Raw genomic sequence first — 17,959 nt, 5'->3', positions numbered from 1 at the left:
GTAAGAGATAGTTTTGTGGTAAATTCTATAATGATGATGCCGATTAATACCAGCGCTTTTTTGAAAGAACTCCGCCAGCAGACAGTTGCAGTTCAGTATAAAGCAGAAAGCCGTTTTGGTGGCCAATCTGTAGCTGTATTGTCTTATTCCTCCCAACCCGGGTGCTGGAGTGCCCTGCAATGCCTGGAACACCTCAATACCTACGGCCGGTTTTACCTGCCCGGATTGGACCAGGCCATTACTGTGGCGGAAAAAAATGGCAGCCGCCCCCTGGATACTTTTAAGAGCAGCTGGCTGGGTGCCTGGTTTACCAAACAAATGCAACCCACCCCAGATGGAAAGTTGCGTTCCCGTATGAAATCCCCCAAAGGACATCTTCCTTCCACACAACCGGATGCAACCGCCGTCTTACAGGAATTTATCCAACAGCAGGAAACCATGGAAATACTGATGGACAGAGCCTTTCACATTAACCTGCAAAAAGCAAAAGTTGCCACTTCCCTGTCCAGCCTGATTAAATTGTCTGTAGGCGATACATTCGGCTTTATGACAGCGCATATCAACCGGCATATATTACAGGCGGAAAATATGATCCGCAGTTGTCCGCAACAGGTAGGAGAAGCCGTTTAATCCTGGCTTTTGTGGAAATGTTCCCACACCAGTTTGGCTTTGGCACTGCCTATTTCCTGGGTTAGGTCTTCTTCGGTGAGTTGTTTTATTTTGGCAACGGAACGGAAGGTTTTTAGCAGCTGTGTGGCTGTCTGCTGGCCGATTCCCTTAATGGTTTCCAGTTCGTTTTTAAAGGTGCCCTTACTGCGTTTTTGCCGGTGAAAAGTAATACCAAAGCGGTGTACTTCATCACGTACGCGGCGGATCAGTTTCAGGCTTTCGCTGTTGAAAGGCAGTTTGATACTTTCCGAATCACCCGGGAAAAAAATCTCTTCTTCATTTTTAGCAAGGCCCACCACTGTCATGCTGCCGATCAAATCCAGCTCGCGGATACTTTCCATAGCGGAGCCTAACTGACCTTTACCACCATCGATGATAACGAGTTGGGGTAATGGCTGCTGCTCCGCCAGCAAACGGGAATAGCGCCGGTATACGACTTCTTTCATAGAGGCAAAGTCGTTGATACCCTGTACCGTTTTGATATTAAAATGCCGGTAATCCTTTTTGGAGGCTACTCCGTCTTTAAACACTACACAGGCAGCCACCGGATAGGCGCCCTGGAAATTGGAGTTATCGAAACATTCGATATGTTCCGGCAACAGCGGCAATTCCAGATCTGCCTGCAGCTGGTAAAGCACCTGCTTGCGTTCCATATCGCTCTTGCCTTCCAGATGGAGTATTTTCTTACGGTATAATTCGTCTTTGAAATAATTCACGTTTTTCTCTGACAGCTCCAGCAGCTTCTTTTTGTCGCCGCCTTTGGGAACCGTAATGGTGACGTTACTCTCCGGGTATTCTAACGGGAAAGGCACTACGATTTCCGTGGTGATGCTTTTGAATACATCGCGCAGATAGGCGATCGCGTAGCTGAGTACTTCTTCATCGCCTTCCTCCAGTTGTTTCTCCAGGGTCACCGTTTTGGTATCGGAAATAGTACCGTTGAAAATGCGGAGATAGTTCACATAGGCGTGATTGCCGTCGCTGATGATGGAGAACACGTCCGCATTGCCCATACGGTTGTTGACAATGGTGGACCTGGCAGAATAGTCTTCCAGGCTTTTGATCTTTTTATGCATGATCTCAGCCTTTTCAAACTCCATACTGGCAGCGTATTGCTGCATTTGTTCCTTAAAAAGGTTCACTACCGGTGAGAGGTTGCCTTTCAGTACGTTTTTTACCTGCGAAAGCCCTTCGCGGTAGTCTTCTTCTGTCTGTAATCCTTCACAGGGGCCTTTACAGTTGCCCAGGTGGTATTCCAGGCATACCTTGAATTTTCCCTTTTTAATATTCTGCTCGCTCAGATTGAGATTGCAGGTACGCAGGGGAATGTTGTACCGGATCACTTCCAGTATTTCACGGACACGGCCTACAGAAGTAAACGGCCCCAGGTAATCTGAACCATCCTTTATCACGTTGCGGGTAAAAAACACCCGTGGGAACGGTTCATGTTTGATAACGATATACGGGTAGGTTTTATCGTCCTTCAGGTTAATGTTGTACCTGGGCTGAAACTGTTTGATCAGGGCGTTTTCCAGGAGGAAAGCGTCCTGTTCGGAATCCACGATCGTAAACTCAATATGGTGGATGTGTTCCACCAGTTTCCGGGTTTTGAAGTTATCGTGATTTTTTACGAAGTAGGAACTGACTCTTTTGCGCAGGCTTTTGGCTTTCCCTACGTACAGCAGGGTGCCTTCCTGGTCATAATATTTGTAGATACCGGCTTCGAGCGGTATGGTATGTGCTATTTGCTGAAACGCTGCTGGTGTCATGTGTTACATCCTGTTTTTGGGCGTGACCGCTACATTGACTTCTACTTCTTTCGGCGCCAGGAAAGCTATTTTCTGATAGGTGGCGATACGAATGTTTTTATTGCGTTGGTAAAACAGGTCTTGCCTGAACTCGTACACCATGTTGACGGTATAGCTATGGATATTGACCTGTTGAATGGTACCGTTTTTATCCAGCTCCATCGTTACCTCAGACGGGAAGGTTTGTTTTCCTTTAGACTTATAGATAACGGATTTCCGGCCGGAAAAGGGATCATATAAGCTGGAGGTATCGTATTCATCCCGCAGGGATGGTTTGTTCAGGTCTATATCGGAGAATGGTTTCAGCAGGTCCTGCAGGGCGGTGCTGTCGGCGCCGGTAATGGTAGCGGTATCTTTCACGCCGTTGAGGGTGATTGTTTTGTGCAGGCTGAAACTATCGGAGTGCATACGGTTCCGTTCTCCCTGGAAATAGGCTGGCAGTGGTTCGTACTTGGCAGTGGCCGTTGTTTTTCCTGTTGTTTTGTTATCCTGATGGCAGGCTATAAAACCGAATATGGTTAATAGTACCGTCATGTAGCGGTAATGTTTCATACGGCAAAATTAGTACTTAAATATGGGTCAGAAAAAATGCGCCGTAAAAACGGCGCATCGATGCATGAGCAAATCTGTCGAGAGCACTAAAAATATGAATATCAGTCGGTCTGACTGAGAAAATATCAGAATGGTGATAGTTAAACGGGATGGATAAATGAAAAGTTACACATCCTGGAAATATTTTTTCCGCGTAGTGCTCGCAAAGAGCGCAAAGGAGCAAAGAGCGCAAAGGTTTTTTGTTAAGATTAATAAGAAAGCAAAGGAGCGAAGATCAAATGTTGATCCATCGCTCCTTTGCTTTCTTTTTTCGCTTATATAATCTTTGCGCTCTTTGCTCCTTTGCGTTCTTTGCGAGAACTACGCGAGAACTAAACGAGCAGGTTGCCGGTCATTTCCTTAGGTGCGGTCAGTCCCATGAAATGCAGGATGGTAGGGGCAATATCGCCCAGTTTACCATCTTTCACCTTACCCTGGAAGTCGTTGCTGATGATAAAGAAAGGAACGAGGTTGAGGGTATGTGCAGTATTAGGCGTACCGTCTTCGTTGACCATATAGTCTGCGTTACCATGGTCGGCAGTCAGGAATACGGTGTAGTTGCTGGCCAGTGCGGCGGTGACAACTCTTTCCACGCAGTGGTCTACTGTTTCTACGGCTTTTACTGCAGCGGAGAATACACCGGTATGGCCTACCATGTCTGCGTTCGCGAAGTTGAGGGCAATAAAATCGGCTGATTTCTCCTGCAGCACCGGTACAATGGCGTCGGTTACTTCGTTGGCGCTCATTTCAGGTTGCAGATCGTAGGTGGCTACTTTGGGAGAAGGTATCATGATGCGGCGTTCGCCTTCGAATTCTTTTTCCCGTCCACCGGAGAAGAAGAAGGAAACGTGCGGATATTTTTCTGTTTCTGCGATACGTACCTGGGTATAACCATCTTTCGCCAATACTTCACCGAGGGTCATGTTCAGGTTATCGTTTTCGAAGATAACGTGTACATTTTTATAGGTCTTGTCGTATTCGGTCATGGTGGTATAGTACACCTGCAGCGGTTTCATATTGAAATCGGGGAAGGCTTCCTGTGTGAGTACCTGGGATATTTCGCGGCAGCGGTCCGTGCGGAAGTTGAAGCAGAGTACAGCATCGCCGTCCTGGATGGTGGCTACGGGTTTGCCGGTTTCATCTTCTACAATAATTGGTTTGATGAATTCATCGGTTACGCCTTCTGCGTAGGAGGCTTTGATGGCGGTGAGCACGTCGTGGGTACCCGTTCCGGTACCGTGTACCATGGCATCGTAGGCCAGTTTCACGCGTTCCCAGCGTTTATCCCTGTCCATAGCGTAGTAGCGGCCGGTAACGGAGGCTATTTTGCCGGTTGACTGTTGCAGGTGTGCCTGCAGGTCTTCCAAAAAGCCCAATCCGCTTTTGGGGTCGGTATCACGGCCATCGGTGAAGGCGTGGATATATACTTTCTCCAGGCCTTTTTCTTTGGCGATGGAGGTCAGTGCTTTCAGGTGTTCGATGTGGGAGTGTACGCCGCCGTTGCTCACCAGTCCGATGAGGTGCAGGGCTTTGTTATTGTTTTTGGCGTGTGCCAGGGTGTCCTGCAGAACAGGATTGGCGGCCAGTTCTCCGTCGCGTACCGCTACGTTGATCCGTTGCAGTTCCTGGTAAACGATTCTGCCGGCGCCGATGTTGAGGTGGCCCACTTCAGAGTTGCCCATTTGTCCGTCCGGTAAGCCTACGGCTTCACCGCAGGTAACGAGGTGGCTATGGGGATATTTGTTATATAGGCTGCTTACAAAAGGTGTCTTCGCTTGTGCAATGGCGTCGGCAGTAGGTACTTTACCTTCGCCCCATCCATCCATAATTACGAGAATGGCTCTTTTCTTTTCCATATCCTGTCTGGTTAAGGTTAATAGTTTATTGATGTTCAACTCGGGGTGAAAGTACTTATAATGCAGTTGAATACTTTCTAAATATTTTACAAAAATACGCCTAATCTAAAAATAACAAATGCCAGGGTCGGTCAGCTTCTATTCTGATAATCAGTTATTCAAATTTATTTACATGTTATTTTTAGATTATTATTTATTGATTCATTGCTACCACTATGATGTGATTTTGTTGAGTTACAACGCGTTTGGCATAGTTTTCGCATTTAATTTGTGTTTGATTATGTTACTTTTCTAATAAAAAAACTGACAATGAAGAAGCTATTGATTGTGCTGATGGTGTTGTTGGGAGGAATTTTTTCAGCATATGCGCTGTCGGCAGGTTCGGAGGAAAATTTGGTTGCCGGACCGTTTGAAGATGTGGTAGGAGCTATCAAGCAAGGCGATGTTAACAGCTTATCCCGTTACCTGGACAATAATGTCGAAATTAATATCAGCGGTAAAGCGAATTCTTATAGTAAAGCGCAGGCGGAGATTATCCTGAAGGATTTTTTCTCCAAAAACCAGGTTAAATCCTTTGAACTGGTACACCAGGGAGGTGAAGCTTCCCGGTTTGGTATCGGTAATCTGAGCACCAGCGGCGGAAATTACCGCCTTTCCTTCTTCCTCCAGAAAAAAGGAGGAGCCATGGTCCTCAACGAATTGAGATTTGAGAATAAGTAAAATTGACCACATAAATTCATTGAAAAAGCCACTGTGCTCCGCATTTATTGCGGGGCACTTTTTATTTTTGTCACGCAAAGGAGAAAAGGGAGCAAAGGATATAAGCTCCGGATATTTATCCTTTGCAGATTTTTACTGATTTAAGCAACAAAGGGTGTAAAGGATATTAAGCTCCCGATATTTATCCTTTGCGTACTTTGCTCACTTCCGTAGCTTTGCGGGACTAAATTATGCACCATGTTAGAAGAAGCTGCGCTGAATGCGTTTATCAGAAGTGCCCTGGCAGAAGATACCGGAAACGGGGACCATTCCACCCTGGCCTGTATACCACCCACTGCCAAAGGGAAGGCTGTGCTGAAAATCAAGGAAAATGGCATCCTGGCGGGTATGGAAGTGGCAGCCGCTATCTTTAAATGGCTCGATATGTACGCGGTATTCACCCCGTTTAAAAAAGACGGAGATGCCATGGTGGCCGGTGAAACTGCTTTTGAAATAGAAGCAGCCGTTCATACCCTGCTGATGGGAGAAAGGCTGGTGCTCAACTGTATGCAACGGATGAGCGGTATCGCCACCCTCACCCATCAATATGTGGAGCTGCTGAAAGGATACCATACCCGTATCCTGGATACCCGCAAAACCACCCCTAATTTCCGGATGCTGGAAAAGGAAGCAGTTCGTATAGGTGGCGGCGTTAATCACCGTATGGGCCTCTATGATATGGTGATGCTTAAAGACAACCACATCGATTTCGCCGGCGGTATCACCGCAGCTGTCAATAAAACCGTAGCTTACCTGGCAGAACGTAACCTGCCGCTGAAGATAGAAGTAGAAACCCGCAACCTGGAAGATGTGAAGGAAGTGCTGGCAGTAGGACAGGTGGACCGGATTATGCTGGACAATTTTACGCCTGAACAAATCACGGCCGCCCTGGCGTTAATTAACGGGAAGGTGGAAACGGAAGCATCCGGCGGTATCAACCTGGATACTATTCAGGCATATGCTAAAACCGGGGTGGACTTTATCTCCGTAGGCGCTATTATTCATCATGCTGTAAGCCTGGACCTGAGTCTGAAAGCGATTATATCTTAAAACAGTTTTTTTGAAGAAGATCCTTTTTATCATTAACCGCAAAGCGGGCACAGATCGTGAGAAACGACTGGAAGGCGCCATCGGCAGGTATTTCCCGGCAGGTCAGTTTGAGGTGAGCATCACCCACCTGGCTTATCTGGGGCATGGGGCCGACCTGGCCAGAGAGGCGGTGAAAAACGGCGTGGATACTGTAGTGGCCGTAGGTGGCGATGGGTCTATCAACGAAATTGCCCAGGGGCTGGTGGGAAGTGATACCGCTATGGCTATCCTGCCGCTGGGCAGTGGCAATGGCCTGGCCAGAGCGCTGAAAATACCGCTGGATGTGGATAAAGCCTTGCAGCTGATCATCAACAATAAACAACGGCCTATTGATGTGGGCTACGCCAATGAGCATCTGTTCCTCAGTAATGCCGGGGTTGGTTTCGATGCACTGATTGCGGAGCAGTTTAAACATACCAAAAAACGTGGCCTGATCGGCTATGCCAAACTGGTGCTGAAAAGTTTCAGCAGCTATAATCCGGAAGCCTACCAAATCAGTATCGATGGCCGCCAGTTGGACGAAAAAGCGTTCCTGCTCACCGTGGCCAACGGGAATCAGTTTGGCTACGAGTTTAAACTGGCGCCCGGCGCCAGTGTTTTCGACGGGCAGCTGGACCTCTGTATTATGCCTCCTGTGCGTTTTTATCACCTGCTTCCTGTGAGTTTTCATTCACTGGCAGGCAACATCGATAAAACACGTTATCTTAAACATTATACCGGAAAGGAAATTACGATCCGCAGTCATTCGCTGCAGTACCTGCAGGTAGATGGCGACGCAGTGCCCATCAATGGCGACGGTACGGTACGGTTGTCTGTTAAACCAGCCGCTATCAAAGTGATCGTGAATGAATAAACTCTAAATTTTTTGCGCCATGACCAAGAAAAAAAATAACGCCGGCAACGGAATTGTATATTCTACCGATCCTAATTTTTCATTTGAACCCGAACATACGGAAGAACAGGAAACCCTCTCCCCTGCTGAACAACAGCTGCGGGTAAAACTGGATACCAAACAACGCGCCGGTAAAGTGGTAACGCTGGTAGATGGTTTTATTGGCAAAGACGAAGATGTGGAAAAGCTGGGCAAGGACTTAAAAACAAAATGTGGTACCGGCGGTAGTGTAAAAGACGGCCAGATACTCATCCAGGGCGATTATAAGGAGAAAGTGATCAAATGGTTGCTGGACTGGGGATATAAGAGAACAAAATGAAATCATTTACGGATTTTTTGATTTACGAATTTTTTGATTTCTGGGATGACAAAAAGCGAAGACCAAATCGATAAATTACTTGCCTTGGTCTTCGCTTGTATTCACGAAATCAAAAAATTCGTAAATCAAAAAATCCGTAAATCACTACCGGTTCACCAGTTTCAGGGATCCTTCTGTATATCTGGCGCCAGCGATGCCGTCTTTCAGGATGGCATTTATTTTTTCCAGGTCAGCGCTGCTCAGCTGTACATCAGCCGCTGCTGCATTATCCTGCAAATATTTTCTGCGTTTAGTGCCGGGTATCGGTATAATATCTTCTCCCTGTGCCAGCAGCCAGGCGAGGGACAGTTGAGCCGCAGTGATTCCTTTTTCTTTCGCAAAGCCCTCCAATGCAGTAACTGTCTGCAGATTCTGTTCAAAGTTACCTTCCTGGAAACGGGGTAATGTTCTGCGGAAGTCCTTTTCTGCCAGTGTGCTGGCATTGGTGATAGCGCCGGTGGTCATGCCTCTTCCCAGGGGGCTATAGGCAACCAGGGAGATACCCAGTTCCCGCGTGGTTTTCAGGATTTCTCCTTCCACGTCTCTGGTGAACAGGGAATATTCACTTTGCAATGCCGCGATCGGATGTACGGTGTAAGCCTTGCGGATGGAAGCGGCGCTGGCTTCAGACAGGCCCAGGTAACGCACCTTGCCGGCTTTTACCAGGTCGGCCATGGCACCTACGGTTTCTTCGATGGGTACCTGGTCATCTACGCGGTGGGCGTAGTAGAGGTCAATTACATCTACTCCTAACCTTTTTAAGCTGGCATCACAGGCTTCTTTCAGGTGTTTTGGAGATCCGTCAAAATAAGTGGAACCATCTTCCCGGAAACGGAAACCGAATTTGGTGGCCAGGAAAACCTTGTCCCTTTTGGTAGCCAATATTTTGGAGAGCAGGATTTCATTAGCACCCTGTCCGTACATATCCGCGGTATCCCAGAAATTAACACCCAGTTCCAGCGCCAGTTCCAGCGTTTTCAGTGATTCTTCTTCGTTAAAATCGCCGGCATTGCCATAGGCAAAGGACATGCCCATGCAACCCAGTCCTATAGCGGATATTGATTCGCCGGTTTTTCCAAGTTTTCTGTACTGCATATAGTTAAATTTTATGTGTCAAAATTAACCAGCGGTAAGGGGATGGCAATTGTAGCAGGCAAAGTATTAATTGTAAAAATCAAAGTGCTATTGCAGCCGGTAGATATGAGGCGCCTGCCCGCTGTGATTTTTAAAGAAGTGCGTGAAGTTGCCGGGCTCTTCAAAGCCCAGGCACCAGGCTATTTCAGCGATTTGCCAGTCGGTATGTATGAGCAACAACCGGGCTTCCAGTAACATGCGCATACGTATATGTTCGCTTACCGTACGACCGGTAGTTTGTTTTACGCAGGCATTCAGGTGGTTAGGATGCGTATTCAGCCGCTGTGCAAATTCCTTGGCTGTTTTCAGTTTTACCTGGTTATGATTGTATTCAATGGGGAACTGCTTTTCCAGCATATCGGTGAACCGATGCGCCAGCACCTGTGCCGCAGTTTGTGAACGCACCGGCGTATGCGCCTGTGTTGCCAGCCGTTTGCCTTCCAGCATCAGCAACCGCAGGTAAATGAGAATGGCTTCCTGTTTAAAAGCGGCGTTTTCGTGGTATTCTTTCAGCAGCTGCCGGAAGATGGATTGCAGGTAATCACATTGCTGCTGATCAAGTTTGAATACTGCCCTGGCGCCCTGTTGTAACAACGGGTGCAGCAGGAGATCTTCATGAAGGGCATGAACAGAATCGAACAACAGGTCTGTAAACAGACAGAAATAACCTTCCTGTACGTCGGAGGTAGCCCTCCAGGTTTTTACCTCATGCGGGTTCAGGAACAGCAGGGTTGGACCATCTATCTCGTACTGGTCTTCTCCCATCGTAAATATACCCTGTCCTTTACTAAAGAAGCTGATCTTATAATAGTCCCGTCTGCTGGCTGTCACCTCATCCACGCAGGGATGATCCGCCCGGTCATGAACGGCAAAGCTTCCTTTCAGGGGGGCTTTGGGTATCATGGTTTGCGTAGCGTACAGTTTTTCGGTGAAGTCCTCCATCGTCTGGAGCAGAATAGCGGGGTTTTTTTGAGTAGGCATTACCGAATTTAAATGATTTCCGGATATTTTTTGGATGACCGGTAATAGACGCAATGTTAAGTTTTTTTCTACTGAATGTCTTCAAACCCTTTACTATACCGGCTACGTCTATTTATTGCAACTGAGTTGCAAATTGATTTTTGATTAGTTTCTGAAAATTTCACAATTTGTTAACGCCTTTATCAACCAAAATCTTGTTATCATCGATGCCCTTGATGATCCCTTGTAAAGAGCGTCCTGCCTTGCATAGCGGATAAGCAAGATAAAAAAGTAACCTGCGGAATGACTGTGCTTAAAGAGGCAGTTTTCCGCTTTTTTATTTTGCAGATGATCATCTTATTCCTGTTGTAATCAATCAAAATCGTGTCCCATGAAGCTAGACCCGCGTCGTACTTCCCTGTTATTGCTCTTACTGTTTTTAGTGTTTAAAATAATATTTCAGTATACGGTGGTGAACCCGGCGTATGACCTGCACCGCGATGAGTATCTGCACCTGGATATGGGGTATCATCTGACGGCGGGCTATTTGTCGGTTCCGCCTTTTACTGCTTTCAATTCCCTGCTGATTAAATGGCTGGGCGGCGGATATTTCTGGGTTCGTTTTTTCCCGGCATTGTACGGAGCGTTGACAATGGTGATTATCTGGCGGATGGTGCGTTTCCTGGGCGGCGGGTTGTATGCGCAGGCGCTGGCATTGTCGGTATTTGTTTGTTCTGCTTTCTCACGTTTGAATGTATTGTACCAGCCGAATTCTTTCGATGTGCTGATGTGGGCACTGTTCTGCTGGCTGATGATGCTTTACCTGCAAAGCCAGCAGGGTAAATGGTTGCTGTGGGCCGGTGTGGTGGCGGGTGCCGGGATACTCAATAAATACACCATGGCGGTATTGGTGGCAGGTTGGCTGGCGGCGTTGTTGTTGTCTTCGCACCGGCGTATTTTCCGGGAGAAAAATTTATACCTGGGAGGCCTGATGATGCTCGTGTTGATATCGCCTAACCTGATATGGCAGGTGCAGCATGGTTTTCCGGTGTTGCATCATATGAGCGAACTGGCAGCTACCCAGCTGGTACATATTAGCCGGATGGGCTTTGTGACGGATCAGTTTATCTTTTTTCTGGGTGGTGCTTTCCTGGTAGTCGCTGCTTTTGTGGGGTTGTTGTTTTATTGGCCCTACCGGATTTACCGGGTGGTATTGCTGATGTATGTACTGGTCATTTTGTTGATGATTTATATGCGGGCCAAGAGTTATTATGCGCTGGGCTTGTATCCGGTGCTGATAGCTTTCGGTTGTGCTTATTGGGAGCGCGTTTTCCGGAATGGCTGGAGCCGTTACCTGAGGGTGTTATGGCTGGCTGTGGTGGTGGTACCGTTTGTATACCTGCTGAATGTGATGTTCCCGGTATTGAATCCCTACAAAGCCCAGGAGAAAGCAGCCAAGTTTGCCGCATTGGGTATGTTGCGATGGGAAGAAGGAAAGGACCATGCTTTGCCGCAGGATTTTGCGGACATGCTGGGCTGGAAGGAGCTGTCGCAGTTGACGATGCAGGCATGGCAGCGGATACCCGAAGAGGCGAGAAAACACACCCTGGTGATGGCCGATAACTATGGCGAGGCGGGTGCAGTAAACTATTATAACCGTGATAGCATGCCGGCTGCGATATCCTTCAGTGCGGACTATGTATACTGGTTTCCCCGGCTGGATACCCTGCAATACATCATTTTGCTGGGATATGAGCCGGATGATAAGTATCGCCCGTTAATCGGGAAGATAGAGAAGGTAGGTGCGATAGAGCATATCCTGGCCCGGGAACATGGCGCCAGCGTATATCTGTTGTCCGCATTATCGCCGCAGGTGCCGGTATTGTTGCAGAAGGGTGTATGGGCGAAGCAGCAAAGCTATGACTGGAAGCAGCCGGTGCAGTAATATGTGTTGTGTAGAGCCGCGTGGCGGTATAAAAGGGTGATTTCCCCGGGGAAACGCATCAACCGTTATGTCCGGTGTAGCCCTAAAGTACAGTGCATGCCGGCCACTGTAGGCGTCCTGTATTAGTCCTGCTGTGCTGAAGTTTTGCTTTGTCACAGTAAGTATACCCTACTTGCTCAACACGAATTCCACTTCACCGAAGCCAAGCTGCAGTATTTCTCCGTCGCGCTCCAGGCAAAGGCGGCCGTCGGGTAATACATCGCGGATAATGCCCTGGAAAACGACGCCATCTTTCCGGTACAGGCCGGGTTGTTGCCAACGGAAGAGTTTGGACTTATATTCTGCCAGTAGTGTATCGAGAGCGGACAGTTGCAGTGTCCGGATCCGGGCATCCAGGTAGCGGCAGAGTTCCTGTGCCATGGTGGCAGCGTCCCAATTTTTGCCGGTTATTTGTTTGAGTGAGACAGCATTGGGAAGATCGTCCGGGAACTTCCCCTGATTCAGGTTGATGCCGACGCCGATAATGGCATAATGCCACATATTACCCCGCAATACGTTTTCTATCAGGATGCCTACTGCCTTTCTGTCACGCCAATAAATATCATTGGGCCATTTGATAAGGGTTTCATCACCGGCATAAGTAGTGAGGAAGTCATGCACACCCAGCGCTACGGCCATACTTAGCATGAATTGACGGGAAAGCGGTAACATGGCTGGTTGCAGGGCAACAGAGAGTGCGATAATGTCGCCGGGGCGGGCCACCCATTGTTTCCCGCGTGTCCCTTTTCCTGCCGTTTGGTTGCTGGTGAACCAGGCTGTACCGGATGTCACATGGCCCGAATTTACCTGCCCCATGGCATAGTTATTGGTGCTGTCAATTTCGTCTAGTATATAAAACGGGTATCCTACCACATGAACCTTTTTTAGTCTTAAAACAGCCGGAAAAGTAATTCATTTTATTATTTTCTTAACATTTGTAGGCCCTTAAGCATGATATTTCTGCATCTTATATTAGCGCTTGTTTAGTAACTTTGACAATTAAAGTTTATTTTTAACAAAAACGAGATTTATTGGCACCCTTAACCGTTCTGAGCACGAGGAAAAAGGCCCAAACGCGCCTGACCAGAGAAAGTGAAATTTTTACCACCATCATAAAAGCCATACAGGAAAAGAAGGGGGAAAATATCGTGTCCCTGGATCTACGCCAGATTCCTGAAGCTGTGGCCGATTTCTTTGTAATATGTGAAGCCAATTCCAATACCCAGGTAAGAGCAATCGCCGACTTTGTGGCTCACGAAGTAGAGCTGAAGGTTGGTGAAGCCCCTTATAAACACGAGGGCTTTACGGCTCAACAGTGGATACTGGTAGACTACGTGAATATTGTTTTACACGTATTCCAACCGGAAACAAGGAAGTTCTATAATCTCGAGGAAATGTGGAGTGACGCCGACAGGATGGACCACAACGATGACTGAACAAATCAGTCTTGAAAGTATTAATTATTATATAAATATTCTGATTGTAATAAACATCCGTAAAGGAGCGTAAGATTATGGAAAAAGGAGGCAATAACTTCAATAAGGGTTCAGAGAAATCTCCGAAAAAAGGACCGAAGTTCAATATATACTGGGTGTATGCTTTTATAGGCATTGCCCTGCTCGCAATGAACTTCTTCCCGGATTTCAAACCCTCCACCAAAGAGATCAGCTTCCAGGAGTTTCAGTTGAATTATTTGAAACCTGGAGACGTAGATAAATTGGTTGTTGTAAACAAGAAATATGTAGAGGTCTACATAAAACAAGACAGTCTTAAACTGCCCAAATTCACAGACGTGGCCAGGAGCCGTTTTGGTGGTGGCCTGAATCCCGGTCCTCACTTCAAATTCTCCATTGGCAGCGAAGAGAGTTTCAAAAAAGACATCGACAAAGCCCAGGAAGGGGTGCCGATGGAAAATCAGGTTAAAATCTCCTATGACGAACGTCAAAGCTGGTTTGAACCTATCTTCCAGCTGTTGCTGCCTATTATCCTGATCATTGGCTTGTGGGTATTGCTGATGCGTAAAATGGGCGGCCCTGCCGGTGGTAGCGGTGGCCCGGGTGGTATCTTCAATATCGGTAAGTCCAAAGCCACTTTGTTTGATAAAGGTACCCGTGTGAACATTACGTTCAACGATGTTGCTGGTCTGGATGAAGCAAAAGTGGAAGTGATGGAGATTGTGGACTTCCTGAAAAATCCGAAAAAATACACCTCTCTGGGTGGTAAGATACCGAAAGGCGCCTTACTCGTAGGCCCTCCGGGTACCGGTAAAACCCTGCTGGCGAAAGCCATGGCAGGAGAAGCTCAGGTACCTTTCTTCTCCATGTCCGGTTCTGATTTCGTGGAACTGTTTGTGGGGGTGGGTGCCAGCCGTGTACGCGACCTGTTTAAACAAGCCCGTGAAAAAGCGCCTTGTATCATCTTCATCGATGAGATCGACGCGATTGGACGTGCCAGAGGTAAAAACGTGATGATGAGCAATGATGAAAGGGAAAACACCCTGAACCAGCTGCTCGTGGAAATGGACGGTTTCGGTACCGATAGCGGTATCATCATCCTGGCTGCTACCAACCGCCCGGATGTACTGGACAGCGCCCTGCTGCGCCCCGGCCGTTTCGACCGTCAGATCTCTATCGACAAACCTGATCTGGCCGGAAGAGAAACCATTTTTGAAGTACACCTGAAGCCTATCAAAACATCCCCTAACCTGGATGTGAAGAAACTGGCCTCTATGACCCCCGGATTTGCCGGCGCTGATATTGCCAACGTATGTAACGAAGCAGCCCTCATCGCTGCCCGTAAAGGCAAAACACAGGTAGAGATGGAAGACTTCAACGATGCCATCGACCGTGTGATCGGTGGCCTGGAGAAGAAAAACAAAATCATCTCCCCGGAAGAAAAAGAAGTAATCGCTTACCACGAAGCCGGACACGCCATCTGCGGATGGTATCTCGAACATGCCAACCCGCTGGTGAAAGTGACCATCGTGCCCCGTGGTGTAGCTGCACTCGGATATGCACAATACCTGCCGAAAGAACAATACCTGTATAATACCGAACAACTGCTGGACGATATCTGCATGACCCTCGGCGGCCGTGCTGTGGAAGAGCTGGTATTTGGTAAAATATCCACCGGCGCACAGAACGACCTGCAGGTAATTACCCGCATGGCCTACGCAATGGTGACCGTATACGGTATGAACGATAAGATCGGCAACGTCTCTTTCTATGACCCGAACAGCGATCAGTCCTTCACTAAACCTTATTCCGAAGAAACATCCCGGATGATCGACGAAGAGGTGAGAAAACTGATTGATGCGGCTTATGTAAGGACCAAAAACCTGCTGACCGAAAGAATGGAACAGGTGAAAACCCTCGCCAAGGAACTGCTGGAAAAAGAAGTTTTATACCAGGCCGACCTGGAAAGGCTGATCGGCAAACGTCCTTATGATGTGCCGAGAGAACATCACCTGGGAAAAGAAGGTATGACCACTGACGGTGTACATCCGGCAGATATCATCAACCCTTCTCCTTCACCTGCTAATGCATAATTTTTAATATGAAGATTTCTCCTGCCAAGGAAAATATTCTGAAGAGAGTACGGAATGCGTTAAGCCAGCCTGTACAGTTGCCCTTCCCGAATTCGGAGGGCAACTCTGCTGTTTTCAAGACAGAGAACGAAGGGCTGGAACTGAAGTTTGCAGAAGAGTTTGCCAGATTGCAGGGGAAATTTGTTTTCTGTACCAGCAAAGCAGAACTGCTGGAAAATCTGCGGGTATTATCCGAAAACAAGGAATGGCGGAATGTTTACTGCCAAACCCCCAGCCTGTTGAAGCTGATCGGAAAAAACGACCTGCCTTCACTGAACCAGGGGAATATCCACGAAGCAGATGCTGCCATCACCGACTGCGAGTACCTGATCGCCCGCACCGGTACGGTAGTACTCAGTGCTGCCCAGCCCAGCGGAAGAGTGGTACCGGTATATGCGCCTGTACACGTTATGGTGGCTTACACACACCAGCTGGTATTTGATCTGAAAGATGCTTTCAGCAGACTGAAAGACAAATACGGCAATGACCTGCCTTCGGCAGTATCTTTCGCTACAGGTCCCAGCCGTACGGCAGATATCGAAAAAACACTGGTAGTGGGTATCCACGGGCCAAAAGAAGTATACGTATTTTTAGTAGACGAATAAATTCATTTCGCATTAGCCTTCCGCCTGCCGGTTTTAATGGAACATCCCTGTTCTTTGAAACCATACGCGGAAGGCTATATGTTTGAAAGGGGAAACGCAAATTGTCACATGGAAATTCCTTTACCAGCCAATAAGAAAATATATTTCGCGTCTGATTTCCACCTGGGGGTGCCCAATATGAACGCCAGCCGGGAACGGGAACGACTCATCGTGCGATGGCTGGAAATGGCGGAAAAAGATGCCGCTCATATTTTCCTGGTAGGCGACCTGTTCGATTTCTGGTTTGAATACAAACATGTGATCCCCAAAGGATATACCCGGCTGCTGGGAAAACTGGCAGATCTGACAGACAAAGGTATCGGTATATCCGTATTTATCGGTAACCATGATATGTGGATGGATGGTTATTTTGAAGATGAGTTGAGCATTCCTGTTTATTACGAGCCACAGGTATTCACCATCGGCGGTAAAAAATTCTATATCGGCCATGGCGACGGGTTAGGTCCCGGCGATCATGGTTATAAATTCCTCAAAAAAGTTTTCCGTAATCCAGTCTGCCGCTGGCTGTTTTCGTGTATCCATCCTGTAGCGGGCATTTCCATGGCCAATTACTTCAGCCGTAAAAGCCGCGCTGCTGCGGGCCAGGAGCTGGAACATTTCCTGGGTGCAGACCAGGAATGGCTGGCGATCTACAGCCGGGAAGTATTACAACGCGAACATTTCGACTATTTTATCTTCGGTCACCGGCACCTGCCGCTGGATTTACAGGTAGGCGACAACAGTCGTTACATCAACCTGGGAGAATGGCTGAACTATACTTCCTACGCTGTTTTTGATGGCACTGCCACTACTTTGGAATTCTTTACAGAAAAAGGCGCCAGGCTGGCACAATCAGGCGTCAAGGATCTCGTGCAGGATGGGCGGTGAGTGCAGCTCTGTAAAATCAGGCATATGCAGCCGGAGATATTCCAGGTAAGCGTATAATAATTTCCTTCTTTTTTCTTTAGACATGTTGATAGCTGCCAGTTGTTGCACCTCGTGGCACTGGAACAGCCGGTCTGTTAATTCGCTGTATTCAGGGTCCAGGTGAGCCGTGTGGTGAGGTGGCAGATCGGAGAAGGTCCCCTCCTGGAGGTCCAGGTAGGGCGTGTACTCGGAAAAGCGGCCATTGAGCCGGAAGCCCAGGAAAGCGCCCAGTTTCAGCGTATAATACAGGGGCAGGTTGGCGATAACCGCTGTAGGCGATCCATCGAGCAGCTGCAGGGTATTTTCCGTAAAGTAGTACAGGTCAAGGTGTTGCTCCGGCTGCTTCAGGCTTTTCTGTAACAACTCAATCAGGTACAGGGCAATGGTGTTTTTTACCACATTGTAATGCAGTGAGGTATAGATGTAGCCCAGCTTGAATTCGGAGATACGTTGCAGGTTTTTGATTTCCTGATGATACACCACCAGTTCCAGGATGTTGCCGGGTTGCAACAGTACGCCTTTAGCCGCTTTGGGCTTGGCAGAGCGGACACCGTTCACAATATAGGACTGGAGCCCGAATAGTTCCGTGAAAATACCCACGATCACGCTGGTATCGCCGTATTTCACTGTCCGTAATACTATGCCGCGTGTTTTATGAAGCAAGGTGCCTGGATTTTAATGATGCGCCGGAATAAAGCTGCA

The 17,959-nt window shown here is 47.8% G+C and carries 17 protein-coding genes; 10 read left to right on the top strand and 7 right to left on the bottom strand.

Annotated features, from left to right (window positions below; genetic code table 11):
• The first annotated feature begins 30 nt into the window (after window positions 1–30).
• Window positions 31–630, top strand: a complete 600-nt coding sequence (locus ICL07_RS13405) for a DinB family protein (protein WP_188088411.1) — start codon at window positions 31–33, stop codon at window positions 628–630.
• Here the strand turns inward: ICL07_RS13405 and uvrC are convergent.
• The 3 genes from uvrC to gpmI all read right to left on the bottom strand — a co-directional run bounded on the left by uvrC (window position 627) and on the right by gpmI (window position 4,924).
• Entirely contained in the window at window positions 627–2,438 is a 1,812-nt protein-coding gene (gene uvrC / locus ICL07_RS13400) for an excinuclease ABC subunit UvrC (RefSeq protein WP_188088410.1), read from the bottom strand. The genes ICL07_RS13405 and uvrC overlap by 4 nt on opposite strands.
• Window positions 2,439–2,441: 3 nt before the next feature.
• Window positions 2,442–3,029, bottom strand: coding sequence for a hypothetical protein (locus ICL07_RS13395; protein WP_188088409.1), 588 nt, complete (start codon window positions 3,027–3,029; stop codon window positions 2,442–2,444).
• Between the two features lie 371 nt (window positions 3,030–3,400).
• Entirely contained in the window at window positions 3,401–4,924 is a 1,524-nt protein-coding gene (gene gpmI / locus ICL07_RS13390) for a 2,3-bisphosphoglycerate-independent phosphoglycerate mutase (RefSeq protein ID WP_188088408.1), read from the bottom strand.
• A gap of 309 nt (window positions 4,925–5,233) precedes the next feature.
• On the opposite strand from gpmI, the gene ICL07_RS13385 reads away from it, so the two are divergent.
• From ICL07_RS13385 to ICL07_RS13370, 4 genes are all read left to right on the top strand, one after another.
• Window positions 5,234–5,644, top strand: coding sequence for a DUF4783 domain-containing protein (locus ICL07_RS13385; RefSeq protein ID WP_188088407.1), 411 nt, complete (start codon window positions 5,234–5,236; stop codon window positions 5,642–5,644).
• A gap of 237 nt (window positions 5,645–5,881) precedes the next feature.
• Entirely contained in the window at window positions 5,882–6,733 is an 852-nt protein-coding gene (nadC, locus tag ICL07_RS13380; RefSeq protein ID WP_188088406.1) for a carboxylating nicotinate-nucleotide diphosphorylase, read from the top strand.
• 10 nt (window positions 6,734–6,743) lie between these two features.
• Window positions 6,744–7,625, top strand: coding sequence for a diacylglycerol/lipid kinase family protein (locus ICL07_RS13375; RefSeq protein WP_188088405.1), 882 nt, complete (start codon window positions 6,744–6,746; stop codon window positions 7,623–7,625).
• Between the two features lie 19 nt (window positions 7,626–7,644).
• Window positions 7,645–7,983, top strand: a complete 339-nt coding sequence (locus ICL07_RS13370; RefSeq protein WP_188088404.1) for a translation initiation factor — start codon at window positions 7,645–7,647, stop codon at window positions 7,981–7,983.
• A gap of 144 nt (window positions 7,984–8,127) precedes the next feature.
• Here the strand turns inward: ICL07_RS13370 and ICL07_RS13365 are convergent, their stop codons facing one another.
• Window positions 8,128–9,117, bottom strand: a complete 990-nt coding sequence (locus ICL07_RS13365) for an aldo/keto reductase (protein ID WP_188088403.1) — start codon at window positions 9,115–9,117, stop codon at window positions 8,128–8,130.
• Between the two features lie 87 nt (window positions 9,118–9,204).
• Window positions 9,205–10,137, bottom strand: coding sequence for an AraC family transcriptional regulator (locus ICL07_RS13360; protein WP_188088402.1), 933 nt, complete (start codon window positions 10,135–10,137; stop codon window positions 9,205–9,207).
• 370 nt (window positions 10,138–10,507) lie between these two features.
• Here ICL07_RS13360 and ICL07_RS13355 point away from each other — a divergent pair, with 370 nt between their 5' ends.
• Complete coding sequence (locus ICL07_RS13355; protein WP_188088401.1) at window positions 10,508–12,061, top strand: glycosyltransferase family 39 protein; 1,554 nt, start codon at window positions 10,508–10,510, stop codon at window positions 12,059–12,061.
• Window positions 12,062–12,229: 168 nt separating this feature from the next.
• Here the strand turns inward: ICL07_RS13355 and ICL07_RS13350 are convergent, their stop codons facing one another.
• On the bottom strand, window positions 12,230–12,973 hold the full coding sequence (locus ICL07_RS13350; RefSeq protein ID WP_188088400.1) for a biotin--[acetyl-CoA-carboxylase] ligase: 744 nt from the start codon (window positions 12,971–12,973) through the stop codon (window positions 12,230–12,232).
• A gap of 158 nt (window positions 12,974–13,131) precedes the next feature.
• Here ICL07_RS13350 and rsfS point away from each other — a divergent pair, with 158 nt between their 5' ends.
• The 4 genes from rsfS (at window position 13,132) to ICL07_RS13330 (ending at window position 17,218) form a co-directional block, all read left to right on the top strand.
• Window positions 13,132–13,536 (top strand): ribosome silencing factor, encoded by a 405-nt coding sequence (rsfS, locus tag ICL07_RS13345; RefSeq protein WP_188088399.1) that lies wholly within the window; start codon window positions 13,132–13,134, stop codon window positions 13,534–13,536.
• Window positions 13,537–13,613: 77 nt separating this feature from the next.
• The gene (gene ftsH / locus ICL07_RS13340; protein ID WP_188088398.1) at window positions 13,614–15,647 is read left to right on the top strand and encodes an ATP-dependent zinc metalloprotease FtsH; all 2,034 of its coding nucleotides are present in this window, start codon (window positions 13,614–13,616) and stop codon (window positions 15,645–15,647) included.
• An 8-nt stretch (window positions 15,648–15,655) separates the two neighbouring features.
• Window positions 15,656–16,291, top strand: coding sequence for a LutC/YkgG family protein (locus tag ICL07_RS13335; RefSeq protein WP_188088397.1), 636 nt, complete (start codon window positions 15,656–15,658; stop codon window positions 16,289–16,291).
• Window positions 16,292–16,399: 108 nt separating this feature from the next.
• Window positions 16,400–17,218 carry a UDP-2,3-diacylglucosamine diphosphatase gene (locus ICL07_RS13330; RefSeq protein WP_188088396.1) on the top strand — a complete coding sequence of 273 codons (819 nt, stop codon included), beginning with the start codon at window positions 16,400–16,402 and terminating at the stop codon, window positions 17,216–17,218.
• Here ICL07_RS13330 and recO read toward each other — a convergent pair.
• The gene (gene recO / locus ICL07_RS13325) at window positions 17,183–17,920 is read right to left on the bottom strand and encodes a DNA repair protein RecO (protein WP_188088395.1); all 738 of its coding nucleotides are present in this window, start codon (window positions 17,918–17,920) and stop codon (window positions 17,183–17,185) included. The genes ICL07_RS13330 and recO overlap by 36 nt on opposite strands.
• Window positions 17,921–17,959 lie beyond the last annotated feature (39 nt).

The sequence above is a fragment of the Chitinophaga qingshengii genome, assembly GCF_014529935.1.
GTDB classification, from domain to species: domain Bacteria; phylum Bacteroidota; class Bacteroidia; order Chitinophagales; family Chitinophagaceae; genus Chitinophaga; species Chitinophaga qingshengii.
The sequence above is the reverse complement of the archived record's forward strand: the minus strand, read 5'-3'. Positions and strand labels throughout refer to the sequence as shown.

Excerpts from the sequence above, each read along its gene's own strand:
- ICL07_RS13405 (WP_188088411.1), top strand. The coding sequence starts at position 31 with ATGATGATGCCGATTAATACCAGCGCTTTTTTGAAAGAACTCCGCCAG.
- uvrC (WP_188088410.1), bottom strand. The coding sequence starts at position 2,438 with ATGACACCAGCAGCGTTTCAGCAAATAGCACATACCATACCGCTCGAA.
- ICL07_RS13395 (WP_188088409.1), bottom strand. The coding sequence starts at position 3,029 with ATGAAACATTACCGCTACATGACGGTACTATTAACCATATTCGGTTTT.
- gpmI (WP_188088408.1), bottom strand. The coding sequence starts at position 4,924 with ATGGAAAAGAAAAGAGCCATTCTCGTAATTATGGATGGATGGGGCGAA.
- ICL07_RS13385 (WP_188088407.1), top strand. The coding sequence starts at position 5,234 with ATGAAGAAGCTATTGATTGTGCTGATGGTGTTGTTGGGAGGAATTTTT.
- nadC (WP_188088406.1), top strand. The coding sequence starts at position 5,882 with ATGTTAGAAGAAGCTGCGCTGAATGCGTTTATCAGAAGTGCCCTGGCA.
- ICL07_RS13370 (WP_188088404.1), top strand. The coding sequence starts at position 7,645 with ATGACCAAGAAAAAAAATAACGCCGGCAACGGAATTGTATATTCTACC.
- ICL07_RS13365 (WP_188088403.1), bottom strand. The coding sequence starts at position 9,117 with ATGCAGTACAGAAAACTTGGAAAAACCGGCGAATCAATATCCGCTATA.
- ICL07_RS13360 (WP_188088402.1), bottom strand. The coding sequence starts at position 10,137 with ATGCCTACTCAAAAAAACCCCGCTATTCTGCTCCAGACGATGGAGGAC.
- ICL07_RS13355 (WP_188088401.1), top strand. The coding sequence starts at position 10,508 with ATGAAGCTAGACCCGCGTCGTACTTCCCTGTTATTGCTCTTACTGTTT.
- ftsH (WP_188088398.1), top strand. The coding sequence starts at position 13,614 with ATGGAAAAAGGAGGCAATAACTTCAATAAGGGTTCAGAGAAATCTCCG.
- ICL07_RS13335 (WP_188088397.1), top strand. The coding sequence starts at position 15,656 with ATGAAGATTTCTCCTGCCAAGGAAAATATTCTGAAGAGAGTACGGAAT.
- ICL07_RS13330 (WP_188088396.1), top strand. The coding sequence starts at position 16,400 with ATGGAAATTCCTTTACCAGCCAATAAGAAAATATATTTCGCGTCTGAT.